Consider the following 20,556-nt stretch of genomic DNA (forward strand, 5'->3'; position numbering starts at 1 on the left):
GCTTCAGGTGGGGCGCCCGCGAATTTGCTTTAGCAAAAACAATGTGTTAATCGATCATACAATCTTTAGCGAGACCGAATTATTCATCGTAGAACACAATTAGTAGGAAGCTTATAAGGAAATCATTATGCGCTATTCGAAACTCTCTCTGCTGGTTCCATGTGCACTACTTCTCAGCGCCTGTACTACCGTGACGCCGGTCTATAAAGACAACGGCACGCGTAGTGGTTCATGCATAGAAGGTGGGCCAGACAGTGTGGCTCAACAATTCTATGATTACCGTATTCAGCACCGAAACAATGACATTACCGCCCTTCGTCCGTACCTCAGCGACAATCTGGCAAAACTGCTGACCGATGCCAGCCGCGATAGCGCGCATCGCGACCTGTTTAACAGCGATCCGTTCTCCAGCCGCGCCACGTTACCGGACAGTGCCAGCGTCGCCAGCGCATCGACCATTCCGAATAGTGATGCACGCAACATTCCACTGCGCGTAGAGCTTAAACAGGGTGACCAAAGCTGGCGTGATGAAGTGCTGATGATCCGTGAAGGCCAGTGCTGGGTCGTTGACGATGTCCGCTATCTGGGCGGTAGCGTACACGCGCCAGCCGGGACGCTGCGCCAGTCTGTCGAAAACCGCTAACCGCTCCATTCACCCGTCTGAATCATAACCCCCATAAATTGTCTGGCATTCTGCATAGAATGCCGACAATTATTCTTACCCGCTGGTGGCTCCGCTATTTTGTGCTATGTTTAGATAAGAATGCGGTTTGCATTTAACTTTTAACGCATAAATATTGCATAACTATTCTGTCAACGGTAGTATCTGCGGCTTCAATAGCTATCAGACTGCCAGTATCGAGTGTCAATGAGTATTCAATTAAACGGCATTAACTGCTTCTACGGCGCACATCAGGCGCTGTTCGATATCACGCTGGATTGCCCTCAGGGTGAAACACTGGTGTTACTTGGCCCAAGTGGAGCCGGGAAAAGCTCGCTGCTGCGCGTACTCAACCTGCTTGAGATGCCGCGCTCGGGCATGCTCTCTATTGCGGGTAACCGTTTCGACTTCACGAAGACCCCGTCCGATAAAGCCATTCGGGAACTGCGTCAGAACGTGGGCATGGTCTTTCAACAATATAATCTTTGGCCGCATCTGACGGTTGTGCAGAACCTGATTGAAGCGCCCTGCCGCGTATTGGGTCTGACAAAAGACCAAGCGATGGCGCGCGCCGAGAAGCTGCTGGAGCGTCTGCGTCTGAAGCCGTACAGCGATCGCTATCCACTGCATCTTTCCGGTGGTCAACAGCAGCGTGTGGCCATTGCGCGCGCGTTGATGATGGAGCCGCAGGTGCTGTTGTTTGATGAACCGACCGCCGCGCTTGACCCAGAAATTACCGCCCAAATCGTCAGCATCATTCGCGAACTGGCGGAAACCAATATTACTCAGGTGATCGTCACCCACGAAGTGGAAGTTGCACGTAAAACGGCCAGTCGTGTGGTGTATATGGAAAACGGTCATATCGTCGAGTTTGGGGATGCGAGCTGCTTTGCCAACCCGCAAACCGAAGCGTTTAAAAACTATCTTTCTCACTAAGATTCGGGACAATACAATGAAAAAAGTTCTGATTGCCGCGCTAATCGCAGGTTTTAGCCTTTCCGCTACCGCAGCCCAAACCATTCGTTTCGCCACCGAAGCGTCTTATCCTCCGTTTGAATCTATCGATGCGAATAACAAGATCGTAGGTTTTGACGTTGATCTGGCAAACGCGCTGTGTAAAGAGATTGACGCTACTTGCACCTTCACCAATCAGGCTTTCGACAGCCTGATCCCAAGCCTGAAATTCCGTCGTTTTGACGCGGTAATGGCCGGTATGGATATCACGCCTGAGCGTGAAAAACAGGTTCTGTTCACCACGCCTTACTACGACAACTCTGCGCTGTTTGTGGGCCAGCAGGGTAAATACACCAGCATTGACCAGCTGAAAGGTAAAAAAGTTGGCGTTCAAAACGGTACTACGCACCAGAAATTCATCATGGATAAACATCCGGAAGTGACCACTGTGCCGTATGACAGCTACCAGAATGCCAAACTCGATCTGCAAAACGGTCGTATTGACGGCGTCTTTGGTGATACCGCTGTGGTAACCGAGTGGCTGAAAGACAATCCTAAGCTTGCCGCGGTTGGTGACAAAGTGACGGATAAAGATTACTTCGGTACGGGTCTGGGCATCGCGGTACGCCAGGGCAATACCGAGCTGCAGCAGAAATTTAACGCTGCGCTGGAAAAAGTGAAGAAAGATGGGACTTACGAGACCATCTACAACAAATGGTTCCAGAAGTAATATTTGATGAATGAATTTTTTCCTTTAGCAAGCGCCGCCGGGATGACCGTCGGCCTTGCCGTTTGTGCGCTGATCATTGGCCTCGCGCTCGCCATGTTTTTTGCCGTCTGGGAGTCAGTAAAATGGCGCCCGGTGGCATGGGCAGGCTCGGCCCTGGTCACCATCCTGCGCGGTCTGCCAGAAATTCTGGTGGTTCTGTTTATCTATTTCGGCTCTTCGCAACTGCTGCTGACGCTGGCCGATGGCTTTACGATCAATCTCGGGTTTGTACAAATCCCGGTTCAGATGCAGATCGAAAACTTCGACGTCAGCCCGTTCCTGTGCGGTGTCATTGCCCTGTCATTACTGTACGCCGCTTACGCGTCGCAAACGCTGCGTGGCGCGCTGAAGGCCGTGCCACTCGGACAATGGGAATCAGGTCAGGCGTTGGGTTTGTCTAAAGCCGCGATCTTCTTTCGTCTGGTGATGCCGCAGATGTGGCGTCATGCCTTACCGGGACTGGGTAACCAGTGGCTGGTATTGCTGAAAGATACCGCGCTGGTCAGCCTTATCAGCGTGAACGATCTGATGCTGCAAACCAAGAGTATTGCCACCCGTACCCAGGAGCCGTTTACCTGGTACATTGTGGCGGCCGCTATCTACCTGGTGATTACGCTGGTGAGTCAGTACATTCTCAAACGCATTGACCTGCGCGCGACACGTTTTGAGCGGAGACCAGGCTGATGCTTGAGTATTTACCTGAATTGTTGAAAGGGCTGCATACCAGCCTGACGCTGACGGTCGCCTCCATCGTGGTTGCTCTGGTGCTGGCGCTGATCTTTACCGTCATCCTGACGCTGAAAACACCGGTGCTGGTGTGGCTGGTTCGCGCTTATATCACGCTGTTTACCGGTACACCGCTGCTGGTGCAAATCTTCCTGATCTACTACGGACCAGGACAGTTTCCGGCATTGCAAGAATATCCGGTTCTGTGGCATCTGCTCTCTGAACCCTGGTTATGCGCCTTAATTGCGCTGTCGTTAAACAGTGCGGCCTACACTACGCAACTGTTCTACGGCGCTATCCGTGCAATCCCGGAAGGCCAGTGGCAGTCCTGCGGAGCGTTAGGGATGAGCAAAAAGGATACGCTGGCGATTCTGTTGCCGTACGCCTTTAAACGCGCCCTCTCCTCGTATTCCAACGAAGTGGTGCTGGTATTTAAAAGTACCTCACTGGCTTACACCATCACGCTGATGGAAGTCATGGGCTATAGCCAGCTGCTGTACGGTCGTACTTATGACGTTATGGTCTTCGGTGCCGCGGGTGTGATTTACCTGATCGTCAACGGCTTGCTGACGCTGATGATGCGCTTAATAGAGCGTAAAGCGCTGGCGTTTGAACATCGGAATTAAATCGGTGTTTGTGCCTTTGTAGGTCGGATAAGGTCTAACACCGCCATCCGGCAAATGTGCATAAGTAAAAAACATAAAGACGGACAACAACCTAAATTGTCCGTCTTTTTTTATGTCAGCAAAAATATTTAATCATTTTTATTGCATATAAATTCATTAAATGGCATTGTTACTCCACGCCGCAAATACGGTAATAATCATAAGATTGACAGACGGGAGTTCCACCATGAAAAAGTTAGTACTGGCCGCATTACTTGCTACTTTCGCCGCTGGCGCCTCAGCTGCTGATAAAATTAGTTTCGGTGTATCAGCCACGTATCCGCCATTTGAATCACTGGACGCGAGCAATAAAATTGTCGGTTTTGACATCGACCTGGCAACGGCGCTGTGCAAACAAATGCAGGCAGAATGTACTTTCACCAATCACGCTTTCGATAGCCTGATCCCCGCGCTGAAATTCAAGAAATATGATGCGGTAATTTCCGGAATGGATATCACCCCTGAGCGTAGCAAGCAGGTAGCATTTACTCAGCCTTACTATGCCAACTCCGCGCTGGTGATTGCGAAAAAAGACACCTATAAAACCTTTGCTAACCTGAAAGGTAAGCGCATCGGTATGGAAAACGGCACCACGCATCAGAAATACCTGCAGGATAAACATCCTGAGGTGAAAACCGTGGCCTACGACAGCTATCAGAATGCGATTATTGACCTGAAAAATGGCCGTATTGATGGTGTATTTGGTGATACTGCTGTGGTTAACGAATGGCTAAAAACCAACCCACAGTTAGGCGTAGCCACTGACAAAGTTACCGATCCGCAATACTTCGGTACTGGTCTTGGCATCGCGGTTCGCCCGGATAACAAAGCCCTGCTGGAAAAACTGAACAGCGCGCTGGCGGCCATCAAAGCTGACGGCACGTACCAGAAAATCAGCGACCAATGGTTCCCGCAGTAACGTCTGCTCAATCTGAAAAGCCGCGCTCTGCGGCTTTTTTTATCTCTTCGCCTGCGCTTTCAGTCAGTTCTTACGCCATAAATGCTTTCCTGGCATACACTTGTTAAAACGAAAAAAAGTGAGGCAAACGGATGATAGCGTTCCCTGCCAGTTTACTGATCCTCAATGGAAAAAGTGCTGATAATCTCCCCCTGCGTGATGCCATTGCGAAGCTTCGCGATGAAGGCGTGGAAATCCATGTTCGCGTGACCTGGGAAAAAGGCGATGCCCAACGCTACGTTGATGAAGCTCGTCAGCTAGGCGTTGAAACGGTAATAGCCGGCGGCGGCGACGGCACAATAAACGAAGTTTCTACGGCGCTTATCCAGTCGCAGGGCGGCAATATTCCGGCGCTGGGTATTTTACCGTTGGGAACGGCGAATGACTTTGCCACCAGCGTTGGTATACCCGACGACCTTGATAAGGCGTTAAAGCTGGCTATTGCCGCAAATGCGACTGAGATCGACATGGTACAGGTCAACGATAAAACCTGTTTTATCAACATGGCGACTGGCGGATTTGGCACGCGTATCACCACCGAAACGCCGGAAAAACTCAAGGCCGCATTGGGCGGTGTATCGTATTTTATTCACGGATTAATGCGCATGGATACGCTCAAGCCCGACATCTGTGACATTCGTGGGGAAGATTTTCACTGGCAGGGTAAGGCGCTGGTGATTGGTATCGGTAACGGTCGCCAGGCTGGTGGTGGGCAACAGCTTTGCCCAACGGCGCTAATCAACGACGGTCTGCTGCAACTGCGCATTTTTACCGGCGAGGAACTACTGCCAGGGCTGCTTTCGGCATTAACGCAATCCGAAGACAACCCTAATATTATTGACGGCGCATCGTCGTGGTTTGATATCCGCGCCCCGCACGAAATTACCTTTAATCTCGATGGCGAACCGCTCAGCGGACAAGAGTTTCATATTGAAATCTTGCCCGCTGCGCTACGTTGCAGACTCCCGCCGGGTTGTCCACTGTTGCGCTAACCCGACGACAATCCGAGGGATCAGGCAATAGTGACTTTGCTGTCCAGATAAACGTCCTGTACGGCGTTAATCAACTTAACGCCGTCGGCCATGGTTTTCTTGAACGCTTTACGCCCCAGAATCAGCCCCATGCCGCCCGCACGTTTGTTAATCACCGCTGTACGCACTGCATCGCTCAGGTCGGTGTCGCCGCCGGCCGCCCCGCCAGAGTTAATTAATCCGGCGCGCCCCATATAACAGTTCGCCAGTTGATAACGCACCAGGTCAATTGGATTCTCACTGGTCAACCTGGTGTAGACGCGATCGTCGGTGTAGCCAAAATTAACCGCTTTATACCCACCGTTATTTTCCGCCATTTTTTGCTTAACGATATCCGCTCCGATAGTGGCAGCCAGATGGTTCGCCTGCCCGGTTAAATCGGCGGAAACATGGTAATCCACACCCTCTTTTTTAAACGCGGAGTTACGCAAGTACGCCCACAATACGGTAACCATACCCAGCTCATGGGCGCGCTCAAACGCTGCAGAAATCTCTTCAATCTGGCGGCGAGATTCCTCAGAACCGAAATAGATGGTTGCCCCCACTGCAACCGCACCCATATTGAACGCCTGCTCTACGCTGGCATACAGCGTCTGGTCAAAGGTATTCGGATAGCTGAGCGTTTCGTTGTGGTTAATTTTAACGAGGAACGGGATACGGTGCGCGTAGCGGCGGGAGACAGAAGCCAGCACGCCATAAGTTGATGCCACGCAGTTGCATCCTGCTTCGATAGCCAGTTCCACAATATTCTTCGGATCAAAATACAACTGGTTAGCGGCAAACGAAGCTCCAGCGGAATGCTCTACCCCCTGATCCACCGGTAGAATCGACAGATACCCTGTCCCGGCAAGTCGCCCCGTGTTATACAGCGTCTGCATATTACGCAGCACGGCAGGCGGCCGGTTGTTATCCACCATCACGCGATCGACGTAATCATGTCCAGGCAGGTAAAGTTGGTCAGAAGGAATGGTCATACAACGATGCTGTAAAAGGTTGTCGGCGTCTTTGCCAAGCAACTGCGCAATATCAGTCATAGCTATGCTCCCGTAATTTCCGATTTGAAACCGGAATGTGGATTGTCCTGACCCGCTTTGTTGCGGGCAGCATTAAGCCTGGTACCGACTGCGCTTTTTTTCCATCTTTAGCGCACTTTTCAGCAACTTCTGCTGGCTCGATTCAGGAAAAAATAATGTTAAGACGGTCAAAGTTTAATCTCAAAGGTATTTCAAAGGTATTATTGAATGGTACTATCAGCGCGTACCTTACCTGTCATGAAGGATTTAAAGATGAAAACTACAGTTAAGCTGTCGTTCATGATGTTTGTAGAGTGGTTTATCTGGGGCGCCTGGTTTGTACCGCTGTGGCTGTGGCTGAGTAAAAGCGGCTTTAGCGCTGGAGAGATAGGCTGGTCCTACGCCTGTACCGCCATTGCGGCGATCCTGTCGCCCATTCTGGTCGGTTCAATCACTGACCGCTTTTTCTCCGCGCAAAAAGTGCTGGCGGTGTTGATGTTCGTCGGCGCTATTCTGATGTACTTCGCTGCCCAGCAAACCACCTTTAGCGGATTCTTCCCTCTGTTACTGGCCTATTCGTTGACCTATATGCCGACGATTGCGCTGACCAACAGCATTGCTTTTGCCAACGTACCGGACGTTGAGCGTGATTTCCCACGCATCCGCGTGATGGGAACCATTGGCTGGATTGCCTCCGGTTTGGCCTGCGGTTTCTTACCGCAAATGCTTGGCTATAGCGATATCTCACCGACTAATATTCCCTTGCTGATCACGGCCGGAAGCTCCGCGCTGTTGGGCGTCTTTGCGTTCTTCTTACCGGATACGCCGCCAAAAAGTACCGGCAAAATGGATTTCAAAGTCATGCTGGGTCTGGATGCGCTGATCCTGCTGCGCGATAAGAACTTCCTCGTCTTCTTCTTTTGCTCTTTCCTATTCGCGATGCCGCTGGCGTTCTATTACATCTTCGCCAACGGCTATCTGACAGAAGTCGGAATGAAAAACGCCACCGGCTGGATGACACTGGGCCAGTTCTCTGAAATCTTCTTTATGCTGGCGCTACCGTTTTTCACCAAACGCTTTGGCATTAAAAAGGTATTGTTACTTGGTCTTATTACTGCGGCGATCCGCTACGGATTTTTCGTTTACGGCGGTGCGGAAGAATATTTCACTTACGCCCTGCTGTTTCTCGGCATTCTGCTGCACGGCGTCAGTTACGACTTCTATTACGTCACGGCTTACATCTATGTCGATAAAAAAGCGCCGGTACACATGCGCACCGCAGCGCAAGGACTTATCACCCTCTGCTGTCAGGGGTTCGGCAGTCTGCTCGGTTACCGTCTGGGCGGCGTGATGATGGAAAAGATGTTTGCTTATCAGGAACCGGTTAATGGTCTCACCTTTAACTGGGCTGGCATGTGGGGATTTGGCGCGGTCATGATTGCCGTCATTGCCGTCATGTTTATGATTTTCTTTCGCGAATCAGACAAAGAAATCACCGCCATTAAGGTGGACGATCGCGATGTAGCGTTGAAACAAGGGGAAGTAAAATGAAAGCAGAACGTATTCTCGGTGCTCTTTATGGGCAGGCGTTAGGGGATGCGATGGGCATGCCGTCGGAACTGTGGCCAAGAACCCGTGTTAAAGCACACTTCGGTTGGATCGACCGTTTTTTACCCGGCCCTGCGGAAAATAATGCCGCCTGCTATTTTAACCAGGCGGAGTTCACTGATGACACGTCCATGGCGCTGTGTCTGGCAGATGCCCTGCTTGAGTGCGACGGCGAAATTGTGCCTGACGTTATTGGTCGCAATATTCTGGCCTGGGCCGAGCAATTTGATGCTTTTAATAAAAACGTGCTCGGTCCGACCTCGAAAATTGCGTTGAAAGCCATTCGTGACGGAAAACCGGTCGCCGAACTGGAAAACAACGGCGTGACCAACGGTGCGGCAATGCGCGTTTCCCCGCTGGGATGCCTGCTGCCCGCCCGCGATCTTGATACCTTTATTGATGATGTGGCACTGGCCTCCAGCCCAACGCATAAATCGGATCTGGCTATCGCTGGCGCAGTTGTGGTCGCGTGGGCGGTATCAAGCGCTATCGACGGAGGCAAGTGGTCAGAGATTGTCGATGCGCTACCTGCCATTGCCCTGCATGCGCAGCAAAAAAGGATCACGACCTTTAGCGCATCACTCTCTGCACGACTTGAGCTGGCGCTGAAAATCGTCCGTAATGCCGACGGCACTGAGTCTGCCTGCGAGCAGTTGTATCAGGTTGTGGGCGCCGGAACCAGTACCATTGAGTCCGTGCCTTGCGCCATCGCCATGGTTGAACTGGCGCAGACCGATCCTAACCGCTGCGCCATTCTGTGCGCGAACCTCGGCGGCGATACCGACACCATCGGGGCGATGGCAACCGCCATTTGTGGCGCGCTCCATGGCGTAAGAGCGATTAACCCGGTATTAAAACATGAACTGGATGCGGTGAATCAACTGGACTTTATCCGTTACGCCAGTGGATTGATGCGACTGCGCGAGCAGCGGGAGGCGCTATGAGCAATACGCATCTGCAACAACTTCTCTCGCAGTTACGTACACAGCGGCCAGTAACGGTGGTGGGTGCGGCGGTGATTGATATCATTGCCGATGCGTATGCCCTCCCCTGGCGCGGCTGTGATATCGAGCTCAAGCAGCAAGGTGTTAACGTTGGCGGCTGCGCGCTCAATATTGCCGTGGCGCTCAAGCGTTTAGGTATCGACGCCTGCAATGCTCTACCACTGGGTCAGGGAGTGTGGGCCGACATCATCCGCAACCGGATGGCAAAAGAGGGACTGCACAGCCAGATCGACAACGCCGAAGGTGATAACGGCTGGTGTCTGGCGCTGGTGGAGCCGGATGGCGAGCGTACCTTTATGTCTTTTAGCGGCGTTGAGAATCAGTGGAACGCTGACTGGCTGGCACAGCTGGAGATCCCACTCGATAGTCTGGTTTATCTCTCGGGTTATCAACTAACGTCCCCGTGCGGTGAACTGCTGGTGCAGTGGCTGGAAGGCCTGGAAGACGTAACGCCGTTTATCGATTTTGGCCCGCGCATCGGCGACATTTCCGAGCCCTTACTGGCAAGAATTATGGCCTGCCGTCCGCTGGTGTCCCTCAATCGTCAGGAGGCGGAAATTGCTGCCGAGCGGTTTGCATTGAGTCAGGATGTGGAAGGTTTTGGCGCAGAATGGGTGCAGCGTTTCACCGCACCGGTGGTCGTGCGCCACGATAAAGACGGCGCATGGTATTTCAGCGCACAGACATCCGGCTGCGTACCGGCATTTACAACGGCGGTCGTTGATACTATCGGCGCGGGAGACAGCCACGCTGGCGGCATGCTGGCCGGACTGGCGTCTGGCTGGACGCTGGCCGACTCAGTGCTGCTAGGTAACGCGGTGGCGTCCTGGGTAGTTGGGCATCGCGGCGGCGATTGCGCCCCGTCGCGCGAGGAGCTACTCCTCGCACACAAAAACGTATAGATCGCTTCGACAATAGCTGATGCTGTATTCAATAGGCCGTTGCTGCTGATCAAGCGCTACCTGCTTGATCACCAGTACCGGCACTTTGCTATCCATTTGAATGTGCGCCTGGAACTCTGCATCCGGCATTCTGGCACTAACGCGTGAGCGCGTACGCTGTGGGAAAATATGCTGGCTACGAAAATAGTCATACAGTGAAACACCGATGGCATCCACGTCATGAATTAGATGTGCGGGTACCCAGGACTCTTCAATAGAAACAGCGTCTTCATCAACGTAACGAATGCGTTTGAGCAAGAAGACATCACTCCCTGCGACAACAGCCAACTGCTGTGCCACCTCTTCCGGGCAAGGCACAATTCTTTTGTTAACCCACAACGTATCCGGTTTTTTACCGCGCAACACCACCTGCTGAGAAAAACCGCGCGCTTCTTTGAGCGAATACTCGAAGATATTGTTAATTTGCGTTCCGTAACCGCGGGCTCGTGTTACTACACCTTCTTCTTCCAGGGCCTGCATCGCCTTGCGTACCGTAATCCGAGAAACGCCGGTCAACTGGCTGAGATCGCGCTCTCCGGGCAGGATATTGCCATGCTCCAGGATCCCACTGCGCACAGCATTCTTCACCGTCTGCGCAAATTTCATATACAGCGGCGTGTTATCCGCCGCTGAAATACGTTCATTCAGTTGTGCGATAAGTTGGGTATGCGCTTGTTCCATTTATCTTTTTCCTGGCCGCCGTTTCTGCAGCCAGTATACCCATTACCACCACGCGTGGAAATGATGCACCGGACCGATTCCTTCGCCAACTTCCAGCGTGTCGGCCTGTGCCAGCGCCGCTGAAAGCCACAGTTTGGCTTCCTGTACGGTATCGGCCCAGTTGTTATGGCGCGGACGCAGGGCTGCCAACGCCGCCGATAGCGTACAACCAGTGCCATGGGTATTTTTGGTCATCACCCTTGGTGCGGTAAAACGCTGCTCACCATCGCGAGTAAAGAGCCAGTCGGGGCTTTGCGCGTCATCCAGATGACCACCCTTCATCAATACCGCCTCGCAGCCCAGCGCCCGTAGCGCCCTTCCCTGCTCTAACATCTCCTGCTCAGTTTGTGCATGCGATGCCCCGAGCAGCGCAGCTGCTTCGGGTAAATTAGGGGTGATAATCGAAACATGGGGCAACAAACGGGTACGCAGTGTTTCTACCGCCGAAGGAGACAACAACGGATCGCCACTTTTCGCCAACATCACCGTGTCCAGCACCACATTTTGTACCCGATGACGCCGCAAGCGTTCGGCGACCGCTTCAACAATATCCGTTTCCGCCAGCATACCGATTTTAGTGGTGTCGATACGCACATCACTCAACACCGAGTCCAGTTGTGCGGCGACAAAGTCAGGTTCAATACGATACACCGACTGCACCCCGCGCGTATTTTGCGCCACCAACGCCGTGATAACCGAGCAACCGTAAGCGCCCAGCGCCGAGAAGGTTTTTAAATCAGCCTGAATACCCGCGCCACCGCTTGGATCGGTTCCGGCGATCGTTAATGCGTTAATCCGTTTCATGCTTGCTCCTGGGCGTTCAGGTTATAGAGGGCGTCGAGAAATGCCGGGACAAAGCTACCCGGTCCGTTTGATTGTTGTGTGGCGATTTGCCCAGCCTGTTTCATCCAGCTACAGGCGGAGGCGACGTTATCAAGTCTGTCACCACGTAAAGCGCAACTGGCCGCAACAACCGCTGAAAGAGCACATCCAGTGCCCACCACGCGAGTCATCAACGGGTCACCGCCGTCCACACAAAGTGTACGCTGACCGTCGGTGACGTAATCCACTTCGCCGGTAACAACGACAATGGTCCCAATCTGACGAGCCAAAACCTGCGCAGCCGGAAGCGCGGCGACAGCTGTATCAGTTGTATCCACGCCGCGTCCTCCACCGTTCATGCCAGCCAGAGCAAGTATTTCCGAAGCGTTGCCACGAATAGCAGCAGGCTGTAGTGACAATAATTCCAGGCAGAAGCGGCGGCGAAACTCAAGCGCGCCTACGGCAACGGGATCGAGCGTCCACGGGGTTTTAGTATAATGAGCCTGCTCAACTGCGGCACGCATCGCCGTGGCCCGCTCCTGAGTTAAGGTGCCGACATTAACCAGCAAGGCACTGGCAATAGCAGCAAACTGGCTGGCTTCCTCAGGCTCGATCACCATCGCAGGTGATGCGCCCAGCGCCAGTAATGTATTGGCCGTAAAGCTTTGCACGACCTCATTGGTCATACAGTGTGTAAGCGGGGAAAGGGTTCTAAATTGGTGCAAAGTGTGAGCCGCGAGCGCGCGGCTGTGCAGGTCAGGCTGCATGGTTCAGCTCCTGCCCGCGCGAAGAAGGGACACGAGCAGTGTCAGACTTCCCTACGCTGGCATTATCCAGATCAGGTGGTACGGGTATTTCTCAGCCTTCATACAGAAGGGCACCCCGAGTCGTTGAATTGATTTCTTTTAATTTTACAGGAACTTATGGCTGAAAAATTAATTTAATCTGGAGTCAATATACACCATAACACCCCGCAAAGGTGTATCTCTTTTTGTGTCATACGTCTTGCCCCGCTTTAGGCATTATCCCGTTAACTGCATTTCAATGAGTTAAGCCCTAGTAAATCCGAATATTAATTTTACTAAAATATCTTTTATTTTTATAGCGTTACAAGAAGTGTTCATTTCTTATTCCCATTTTGCAAGAGTATGATAACGACCGATACCACACTAACTAAGAGGGATTTTGATATGGCAATACCTGTTTATCTATGGCTTACAGACGATGTAGGAAATCAGGTTAAAGGATCGGTTGATGTACATGGTAGAGAAGGTTCTATTGAAATTGTGGAACTGATGCATAACGTAGAGCTACCTACTGATCCACTGACAGGAAAGATTACAGCTAAGAGGAAGCATGGAGATTATTTTTTACTGAAAGAGGTAGATTGTTCATCGCCTTACCTCTATCAGGGTGTATCCAGTGGACGGATATTCAAACAAGCGGTATTGAAGTTCTACCATATCAACCACAACGGGCTGGAAGAAGAATATTTTCGAGTGACAATGGATAATGTAAGGGTCAATGAGATTGAACCTTTTATGTTTGATGTCAAGAATCCAACATATGAAAAGCGAAATCACATTGAGGCATTCTATTTAGCTTACGAAAAGATCACATGGCTCTATCTGGACGGGAACATAATTCACTCCGATTCATGGAACGACAGCAAGGAGGCGGCGTAATGACTTGGGTATACAAAGTAAGTTCTCATAGCTTCTATCTGAATGGTACATACCAATTTGATGCCTTGTATTCAGGTAGACCAGGTTTTAAGAATGATTCAGCTAACGAGTGCGTGAGTGAAAAGGGGCCACTTCCTAGAGGAACCTACACTATCGGCCTTGCTTTCTATCACCATAAGACAAAAGCGTACACAATACGCCTTACGCCTTACCCTGAAAATCAGATGTGCGGGCGTGATGGTTTCATGATACACGGTAATAGTTCAACACATCCTCTTAGTGCCTCGGATGGATGCATCATATTAGGGCTGGCTGGTCGTAAAGAGATCAATGATAGCTCTGATAAGATTCTGGTAGTTGAGGATTAAATGAAAAAATTATTAATCCTTATAACCTTCATACCTATTCTTTCATTTGCAAAAAATGATGGTTGTGCATCAGTTGGTGCTGCGATGGAATCCGTATTATTCAATAAGTTAGCAGAGAACTTGAATATAGATACATCTACTGTTGATGAAATGAAAGCAAAGGTAGATGTGCTTGATATTACCCCTATTTCACGGATGTACGCTGAGAAACTAGCAAGAATGGACTTTGATAAAGATCCTGATAAGGATAAAACCGAAGATAAGTACAAAAACATTTATCTTTCAAGCTATTATGATAATGAAGTGAAGTCCATTACAGCTAAATATACCTACACCGATAAGTACGGTAAGAAAGATGTATTCATTGCCTCAAGTCTGATGAACAAAGACGAGTGTTCAGTTAGGTTCAACGGGTACATCACCCTATCAAGAGAATTTTGATATTAATAATGGGGGTTAGCAACAGCCCCTATTATCTAAAGATGAAAGAATGCATGGCTATCAGCCATAGAACAGCCACAAAGCTGAACAGAATGAATCGGCTGTACCGCCCCTATTGCGAAACTACTGGTCAAGGTTGCTGCAATTCTGTACTTTCATTTACACTTTTTACGAAATTATTGGAGTGATCACAAAATAGTGCTTGTCAGACATCCGGTATGCCAGGAATGATACATGACTGATTTTGATGACCCGAAGAGGTAGAGAGGATGGGTATGAAGAATAAAATGTTGCTGGGTGCACTTCTGCTTGCAAGCAGCGTCGTCTGGGCCGCACCAGCTGCAACAGCTGCCCCCACCGGTATCGATAAGTATGAACTGAGCAGCTTTATTGCTGACTTCACCCATTTCAAACCCGGTGACAAGGTTCCACCACTGTATCTCACCGAAGAATACACCATTAAACAGTGGAATCTGCGCAACCTGCCCGCGCCGACGGCAGGCACCCACTGGACCTACATGGGCGGCGCGTATGTGCTGGTCAATGATGCCGATGCAAAGATCATTAAAGCCTACGATGGCGAGATTTTTTATCACCGGTGATAAAATAAAAACACGTACTTTCAGTAAGAAAGTACGTGAAATATGGCAAATCAATTAGTCATAAGATACCGCAAATATGACTTTACTTTGAACCTCACCAGGCCGTAACGATTCTCCTGTCACGCGAACATATTTCGCAGTAATAGGGAAAGAATACTGGTTGTTGATTGTATCAAGTTTAGCTATTCTGTTCATCAGAGTATCCCCTAGTTTTAGGGGAGTCGTAGCGGTGCCATTATATATCTGGAACCCCACCCCTTTTGCGCCATTCGTTAGCGTATTTTTTAGTATTTTCCCACTTTCATCCCAGTCACCACGAGCCACCTTAAAATTCACGGGATTGGTGGTGACGTTGTAAACACTATTACAATTCAGTACCAAATTTGTAGTTCCTGATTTGGTATTATTTGCCGCCATTATTTCATTTATTGTCGTATCTGGCATTTTAATTTCGTATCGAGGCAATGAGAACTGACAAGTTGTGGGTTTATGCGTTACTGTAAAGCTTAAATTCTGTGTAAAAGCTGAATTATTCGACAATCGCCTAGTAGCCAAGCAAAAAAGATAAGCTAGCCAGTTTGATGTACAAGAGTTATCAGAAGTTATGCTTACCCCAGGGTCGGTCAGGCTAAATGCATCACCGGAAACCGTCTGCTTAGCAGTTCCTGAATTTACATAACTTGCTGTGATAGTGAAACTTTTGGTATTCAACACTTCACTCGCACTAACCGTTTTCCTCCCAATGCTAACTGGAAAATCATTGCTGGTTAGATTGATATTTATTAAAACCTTTTTGCCACCGCCACCCTGAATAGCAACAATGTAATCCTTGAGAGGTGTTGTATAATATAGGCTGTCACTATTGGCAGTACACACTATATCGCTACTGGAACTGAGATTAATTTTATTAGTTGCTGTTCCGGATGTCATATCCAGATTGATTGTTGTTAACCCACCATTTTTTGTCTGAAATGTACATCCGGCATCGGCACCAAAGGATGACAACAGAAGCAATATTAAAAATACGTATCCTTTCATATCTTTCATCCTTAGCGGCAAATATAGACTTTGTTCTCATCGATCGCCTTATCAAAGGTAATCGTGCAGAATTGTCCCTGTTGTTTATTAACTGCGACGCGTACCGACGCAGGAGTGTCATTGGTACGAATAAACAACCGACTACCCTGCCCCACCAGGCCAACATTATTACCAAGTTCATCTTCCACTTCATAACCGAACGATAACGGAGATCCGTCCGGACGCTCGGCAATGAAGTACCAGGGTTTACGCCGATCGGTTTCAAACTCCGTCATCACAACCGCGCCGCGATAGGGTACTGCACCTTTTCGATTGCCCAGCAATCCCACATCGCTTTTACTGTCGGAAAGATCCAGCATCAGCATATTTTCACGATACGGCGTCAAACTGTCGTAAACCGCGTAACCTTTGCTGTTAGTTGTTAGATAACGATGCCCCTGCACAGCCGCGCCCTGCAATCCTGGCGCTTTAACAATGGCGAATGTATCTGAAAGCCGAGGAGCTAACGCGATCCCCTCTGACCACACCACTAAGCCCCCCTGAATATTGCCGCTGACCTGCTGATATTTATTCGATTGGCTATAGCTGCTACCAAAGGTCGCCACCGGCGCGCGCCAGACCAGATTACCACCTGCCGTTGTCTCACTGTCCTGCCGTTGATGGCTTAGATTTGCCCCTAAACTAAATTGATCGCGGTTTCCGGCAACACCACTGAGACTGGTGTTATTCGACTGAAAGCCGTCATTATCGAACGTCGTCGAGTTGGATACGAACAAATCGCGCCGCGGCGTTGAAATCCCATCCCCCCACGAGAATGGGATGGAGATATACAGGTTAAAACGTTTATCCTCGTGGTTGTTCTCATCATAGGTCTGGCTAACGGACAAGGTATAGCTGACACGCTGCCATGCATTCGAGTAGCTCAGTTGATAATCTTTTCCGGTTCCACTGCGCTGCCAATAGTCACGCCACAGGCCGCTGACCGCCAGGGATCCCCAGTTCTCGGGTAACGCTTGATTGATATTCAGCGAAAAGCTGTTCTTTCGACCAAAATCGTTCTGATAGTAGTCCGCAACGTCATAAACATCATTTTCATCGCGGTCATAGTGATTTTTATTATTCGCCCATACGTAGTCATTAAAGGTACGATAATTTCGCGAGGAGTAACGAAAAGCTGCCAGAGAAAATTGCGTGCCGGTCTGAGAAACATACTTGTTCCACGCAACCTGGTAGCTCTGACCATCAAAAACATCACCATTGTCCTGCTCGCTATGCGATCGCGTGGCGTCTACCGATACCGCGCCAATGGGTGTATTCCAACCGGTCCCGAGCACAAATGAAGAATAGTTTTGTGACAGCATTGTACCGCCATAGACCGTAAGCAGATTGTTCAGACCATACTGATAGCTACCTTGTAGGAAATCATACTGATTGCCAGCCCCCTCAATATGACTACGCCCCGCGGCAAAATCATATTTTGATACACCCGATTGCAACATATTTGGCACAGATGAATAAGGCACAAGATAACGAGATACCGAACCGTCAGCTTCTTTCACGCTCACATCTAAATCTGCGCCGCCACCAGCGAGTTGTAGATCATCAATAGCAAACGGGCCTGGTGGAACTTCTTTCTGGTAAATAATAAAGCCGTTTTGTTCGATGCTTACCAGCGCATTGCTCTGGGCGATCCCACGTACTACAGGGGTAAAGTTCTGTTTTGAGTTCGGTAACATTTGCATATCGCGCCAGATACGCACACCACGAAAACGTACCGCATCAAAGATATCCGACCCGGTGTACATATCCCCGGTACGTAGCGTGCCAAGTATTTGCGGGATACCTCGCTCCATATATAGCGTGTTGCTTTTCCAATTGCCGCTGCCCTCATTGCCTTTCGTATAGTTAGCATTTGAGTGCAACTGCCACCCTAGCAAGTTCAACCCGCTATTCAGGTTCACATAGCTGCTTTTATCGTCACCACCGTGTTTATAGCTACTGTAATACTGACTGGCGTAATAAGAGGTATAAAAAGCATTAACCCCGCGATCCCAGGTTTCAGGCAGCATATATCCCGGTTCATATTCAACCACAAATGCCTGAGGCACGCTTAAATTCAGAATAAATTGCCCAATATCATAACCAATACTGCCGCCCTGCACTGCTTCACGTAACGGCACACAATCTTCTTTGTTATCCGTTTTAATGTTATTGGTACGAATACCAATTTGCTGTAATTGCGCCCAGGATAAACATGTCGCATCAGGGTCTGCTTTGATATTAATATCGTATCGACCACGCCACTGATTGTTAAGATAAACATCCATTTCATATATGCCCGGCATTGGCTTATCACCATCAATTTGATAGCGAGAGATTTTCTCACCGTTCAAACCGCCGATCATAAAGTGGGTATCAAATGTGTCTTCTTCAGCCCATGCGGATGAAGTGACCAACACCGACAGGATTGCCAATGTAATAGAATTTATCTTTGACATGATCAGTCCTTGACTATTTTTCCGTTTTTATTTTTTCACTCAAGTAGTTTCCGTGATCATCAATAAGAGTGACCTTGTAATGATTAACAACAGCAGCAGTGATAACTTTTTTATCTGACCACGGAGCAAGTAACACTGTCTCACTATTTATTTTAGAATTACCCACTAATTCAGGAATAGTTATCCAGTTGGCTGAATTATTTTTAATATTAATACCACCACTGACATACCTGACACTTAAGCGAGAAAAGCTTTTTTCATCCACACCAGTAAGACCCTGCGGACGATAAATAAATTTGATGCGATTCTGCATAGCAAATTTAATCATATTCTTACCTTCAAATTCCGCAGAATTAGGAGGAATATCCAGCACATTAAGAAAAAAAAGGCTTTCACGATCTTTCGGCAGCGTGTTTGCCAGTTGCTTAATTTTCAGCTGTTGACCAGAACCTCCGCTGACCTTAGCCACAGGAGGGGTCATCACGAATGGCACCTGGATTTTTTCTGGTGGCAGGCTGGTGTCTCCGTCATCTATCCAGGATTGGACCAGCGAGCTGCGGTTGCCTTCATTCATTAACTGAACGGTAATTTCTTTTTTCTGTGCCGGATAAATTACACGGGTGCCGTAAATGTAAATGCCACCCCACGCAGGCATTACCGTACCGACCAGCAATAATGCGAGTATTTTTTTCATTATAATTATCCTTGTTATCGAAAAAGACGGCGGCCATAGCCGCCGATAAACAGGATATTAATCAGCAACAACCGTCATGGTTACCGACGAGGTGACATCGCCAGGAATAACCGTACCACTCAGGTTTGCATAACGGGCAGTGAAGTCCAGATTATATTTCCCATCCCCTTAAGGAGATGTCCCCAGATCAATATTACTATCAGGCTTAATCAGAGTACCGTTATAATAAACAGCAAAACCAGCGCCATTATCTTTTGATGCAGTGTTAATTGTAATTGCGTTATTTGCGCCAGGGTTAAACTGTGATGATGAAAAACTTATATGAGGTGTTACTCCTGGATCACATTCTACAGACAGAGGCATTGTAGTTTTGTTAGAATAACCATCATAGATTCCACCAGCAGATACAGAATTCAATCGGTCAACACCAATTTCGTTCATGGCAATAGTTGCCGTAGTATCTCCGGTAAATTTACAGGTTGTTCCAACCACCTTACCAGTAATAATCAGTTCACCCTGGTCAGAATCAGCAGCAAAAGCCCCAGCACTCATAAATACAGCAGACAGTACAGCAACAGAAATAATTGAACGTTTCATAGTATCTTCCTTAATAAAATAATTTCTATTTGTTAAGAGGGTTAACTCTTGAATTTAAATTCGCACATCAGAAACGTTGCCGCAATGTAAACACGTTGTTTTGTTGATTTAAAACAAGTTACGAATTGCAATATAATTGCAACAAATAAGTGAAGACAATCACTATTTATACATTTAATAAATTAGCGTTATTAATTGTCGTTTTTTATTTATAGAGGTAATAAAAAAGCACTCATCATTCATATAAATGATGAGTGCTTAATATCAACGCTGAGATTCTTAGTCTAGTCGTAACGGTTTAACACTATCTGTCGCTTAGAATCCCCAGGTACAGAAACGACCTCGGTCACGACGCCCCTCGCTGGAACAGGATCCACATGACTGACATTCGAAAGATGAAGAGATTGACCACATTTCTGTTGAACATTGTTATTCACGACGTCAGCACTACAGGTTGGTTCAACGACTCGCCCACTGATTGTTAAGGTCGCAGTATCGGAAGCGAAGGTAGGAGCGCTCATTCCATAAGTCAGAGCAATAATTCCCATCAGTAAACTTTTTTTCATTTTAATCGTTATTCCTGTGGTTAGCATCAAATAGCGTACAGAGGACCTGCTCAGCAGATTATTGGCAAAGAAGTCTGTTTGAACCAATTGAAATTGTAGATTAATGAGATAGATTTGATCAATTGTAATGATGCATTGAGGTGATTTATTCGGAAAAAGATATGAATTATAAACGCAGAATGAACAATACCGTAA

Annotated in this window: 22 protein-coding genes, 1 pseudogene and 1 riboswitch; of the genes and pseudogenes, 14 read left to right on the top strand and 9 right to left on the bottom strand. The window is 48.7% G+C overall.

Annotated elements, in window-relative coordinates; all coding sequences use genetic code 11:
• The first annotated feature begins 127 nt into the window (after positions 1-127).
• The 7 genes from BZK41_RS06490 to yegS all read left to right on the top strand — a co-directional run bounded on the left by BZK41_RS06490 (position 128) and on the right by yegS (position 5,725).
• Complete coding sequence (locus tag BZK41_RS06490; RefSeq protein ID WP_079937594.1) at positions 128-643, top strand: lipoprotein; 516 nt, start codon at positions 128-130, stop codon at positions 641-643.
• A 225-nt stretch (positions 644-868) separates the two neighbouring features.
• Positions 869-1,597, top strand: a complete 729-nt coding sequence (gene artP, locus BZK41_RS06495) for an arginine ABC transporter ATP-binding protein ArtP (RefSeq protein WP_079937595.1) — start codon at positions 869-871, stop codon at positions 1,595-1,597.
• 16 nt (positions 1,598-1,613) lie between these two features.
• Positions 1,614-2,345 carry an arginine ABC transporter substrate-binding protein ArtI gene (artI, locus tag BZK41_RS06500; protein ID WP_003027298.1) on the top strand — a complete coding sequence of 244 codons (732 nt, stop codon included), beginning with the start codon at positions 1,614-1,616 and terminating at the stop codon, positions 2,343-2,345.
• A gap of 6 nt (positions 2,346-2,351) precedes the next feature.
• Complete coding sequence (gene artQ, locus BZK41_RS06505; RefSeq protein ID WP_003027301.1) at positions 2,352-3,068, top strand: arginine ABC transporter permease ArtQ; 717 nt, start codon at positions 2,352-2,354, stop codon at positions 3,066-3,068.
• Positions 3,068-3,736, top strand: coding sequence for an arginine ABC transporter permease ArtM (gene artM, locus BZK41_RS06510; RefSeq protein WP_003840185.1), 669 nt, complete (start codon positions 3,068-3,070; stop codon positions 3,734-3,736). The genes artQ and artM overlap by 1 nt, the downstream gene beginning before the upstream one ends.
• A 226-nt stretch (positions 3,737-3,962) precedes the next feature.
• A complete protein-coding gene (gene artJ / locus BZK41_RS06515) occupies positions 3,963-4,694 on the top strand; it encodes an arginine ABC transporter substrate-binding protein ArtJ (protein WP_079937596.1) in 732 nt (243 codons plus the stop codon).
• A gap of 131 nt (positions 4,695-4,825) precedes the next feature.
• The gene (yegS, locus tag BZK41_RS06520; RefSeq protein ID WP_003834418.1) at positions 4,826-5,725 is read left to right on the top strand and encodes a lipid kinase YegS; all 900 of its coding nucleotides are present in this window, start codon (positions 4,826-4,828) and stop codon (positions 5,723-5,725) included.
• A 20-nt stretch (positions 5,726-5,745) separates the two neighbouring features.
• On the opposite strand, the gene fbaB is transcribed toward yegS, so the two are convergent.
• On the bottom strand, positions 5,746-6,798 hold the full coding sequence (gene fbaB, locus BZK41_RS06525; protein ID WP_079937597.1) for a class I fructose-bisphosphate aldolase: 1,053 nt from the start codon (positions 6,796-6,798) through the stop codon (positions 5,746-5,748).
• Positions 6,799-7,050: 252 nt separating this feature from the next.
• On the opposite strand from fbaB, the gene BZK41_RS06535 reads away from it, so the two are divergent.
• The 3 genes from BZK41_RS06535 to BZK41_RS06545 are packed head-to-tail and all read left to right on the top strand — an operon-like array spanning position 7,051 to position 10,291.
• Positions 7,051-8,328: a nucleoside permease gene (locus BZK41_RS06535; RefSeq protein ID WP_003027315.1), complete on the top strand. Its 1,278-nt coding sequence runs from the start codon at positions 7,051-7,053 to the stop codon at positions 8,326-8,328.
• Positions 8,325-9,329 (top strand): ADP-ribosylglycohydrolase family protein, encoded by a 1,005-nt coding sequence (locus tag BZK41_RS06540; protein WP_079937599.1) that lies wholly within the window; start codon positions 8,325-8,327, stop codon positions 9,327-9,329. The genes BZK41_RS06535 and BZK41_RS06540 overlap by 4 nt, the downstream gene beginning before the upstream one ends.
• Positions 9,326-10,291, top strand: a complete 966-nt coding sequence (locus tag BZK41_RS06545; protein ID WP_079937600.1) for a PfkB family carbohydrate kinase — start codon at positions 9,326-9,328, stop codon at positions 10,289-10,291. Before BZK41_RS06540 ends, BZK41_RS06545 begins: the two co-directional genes overlap by 4 nt.
• Here the strand turns inward: BZK41_RS06545 and BZK41_RS06550 are convergent.
• The 3 genes from BZK41_RS06550 to thiM are packed head-to-tail and all read right to left on the bottom strand — an operon-like array spanning position 10,265 to position 12,639.
• Positions 10,265-11,011: a GntR family transcriptional regulator gene (locus tag BZK41_RS06550; RefSeq protein ID WP_008785236.1), complete on the bottom strand. Its 747-nt coding sequence runs from the start codon at positions 11,009-11,011 to the stop codon at positions 10,265-10,267. The two genes, BZK41_RS06545 and BZK41_RS06550, sit on opposite strands and share 27 nt — an antisense overlap.
• A 42-nt stretch (positions 11,012-11,053) precedes the next feature.
• Positions 11,054-11,854, bottom strand: a complete 801-nt coding sequence (thiD, locus tag BZK41_RS06555) for a bifunctional hydroxymethylpyrimidine kinase/phosphomethylpyrimidine kinase (RefSeq protein WP_079937601.1) — start codon at positions 11,852-11,854, stop codon at positions 11,054-11,056.
• Positions 11,851-12,639 carry a hydroxyethylthiazole kinase gene (thiM, locus tag BZK41_RS06560; protein ID WP_079937602.1) on the bottom strand — a complete coding sequence of 263 codons (789 nt, stop codon included), beginning with the start codon at positions 12,637-12,639 and terminating at the stop codon, positions 11,851-11,853. Before thiM ends, thiD begins: the two co-directional genes overlap by 4 nt.
• A gap of 31 nt (positions 12,640-12,670) precedes the next feature.
• Positions 12,671-12,767, bottom strand: a riboswitch (TPP riboswitch).
• A gap of 295 nt (positions 12,768-13,062) precedes the next feature.
• Between thiM and tssD the strand changes: the two genes are divergently transcribed.
• The 4 genes from tssD to BZK41_RS06580 all read left to right on the top strand — a co-directional run bounded on the left by tssD (position 13,063) and on the right by BZK41_RS06580 (position 14,968).
• Positions 13,063-13,557: a type VI secretion system tube protein TssD gene (gene tssD, locus BZK41_RS06565; RefSeq protein ID WP_079937721.1), complete on the top strand. Its 495-nt coding sequence runs from the start codon at positions 13,063-13,065 to the stop codon at positions 13,555-13,557.
• Entirely contained in the window at positions 13,557-13,925 is a 369-nt protein-coding gene (locus BZK41_RS06570) for a tlde1 domain-containing protein (RefSeq protein WP_048234942.1), read from the top strand. The genes tssD and BZK41_RS06570 overlap by 1 nt, the downstream gene beginning before the upstream one ends.
• On the top strand, positions 13,926-14,366 hold the full coding sequence (locus BZK41_RS06575; RefSeq protein WP_139762580.1) for a Shiga toxin A subunit: 441 nt from the start codon (positions 13,926-13,928) through the stop codon (positions 14,364-14,366).
• 269 nt (positions 14,367-14,635) lie between these two features.
• The gene (locus tag BZK41_RS06580) at positions 14,636-14,968 is read left to right on the top strand and encodes an RcnB family protein (protein WP_003834436.1); all 333 of its coding nucleotides are present in this window, start codon (positions 14,636-14,638) and stop codon (positions 14,966-14,968) included.
• 54 nt (positions 14,969-15,022) lie between these two features.
• Here BZK41_RS06580 and BZK41_RS06585 read toward each other — a convergent pair whose 3' ends face one another.
• The 5 genes and pseudogenes from BZK41_RS06585 to BZK41_RS06605 form a co-directional block, all read right to left on the bottom strand.
• Positions 15,023-16,006, bottom strand: coding sequence for a fimbrial protein (locus BZK41_RS06585; protein WP_079937603.1), 984 nt, complete (start codon positions 16,004-16,006; stop codon positions 15,023-15,025).
• 11 nt (positions 16,007-16,017) lie between these two features.
• Entirely contained in the window at positions 16,018-18,504 is a 2,487-nt protein-coding gene (locus BZK41_RS06590; RefSeq protein ID WP_079937604.1) for a fimbrial biogenesis outer membrane usher protein, read from the bottom strand.
• Between the two features lie 13 nt (positions 18,505-18,517).
• Positions 18,518-19,198 (bottom strand): fimbrial assembly chaperone, encoded by a 681-nt coding sequence (locus BZK41_RS06595; RefSeq protein WP_079937605.1) that lies wholly within the window; start codon positions 19,196-19,198, stop codon positions 18,518-18,520.
• Positions 19,199-19,255: 57 nt separating this feature from the next.
• Positions 19,256-19,795: pseudogene (gene yehD / locus BZK41_RS06600) on the bottom strand (fimbrial protein YehD).
• 284 nt (positions 19,796-20,079) lie between these two features.
• Positions 20,080-20,361, bottom strand: a complete 282-nt coding sequence (locus BZK41_RS06605; protein WP_079937606.1) for a DUF2574 family protein — start codon at positions 20,359-20,361, stop codon at positions 20,080-20,082.
• Positions 20,362-20,556 lie beyond the last annotated feature (195 nt).

Origin of the sequence: Citrobacter sp. A316 (assembly GCF_002042945.1) — a bacterium.
In the GTDB taxonomy this organism is placed as follows: Bacteria; Pseudomonadota; Gammaproteobacteria; order Enterobacterales; family Enterobacteriaceae; genus Citrobacter; species Citrobacter portucalensis.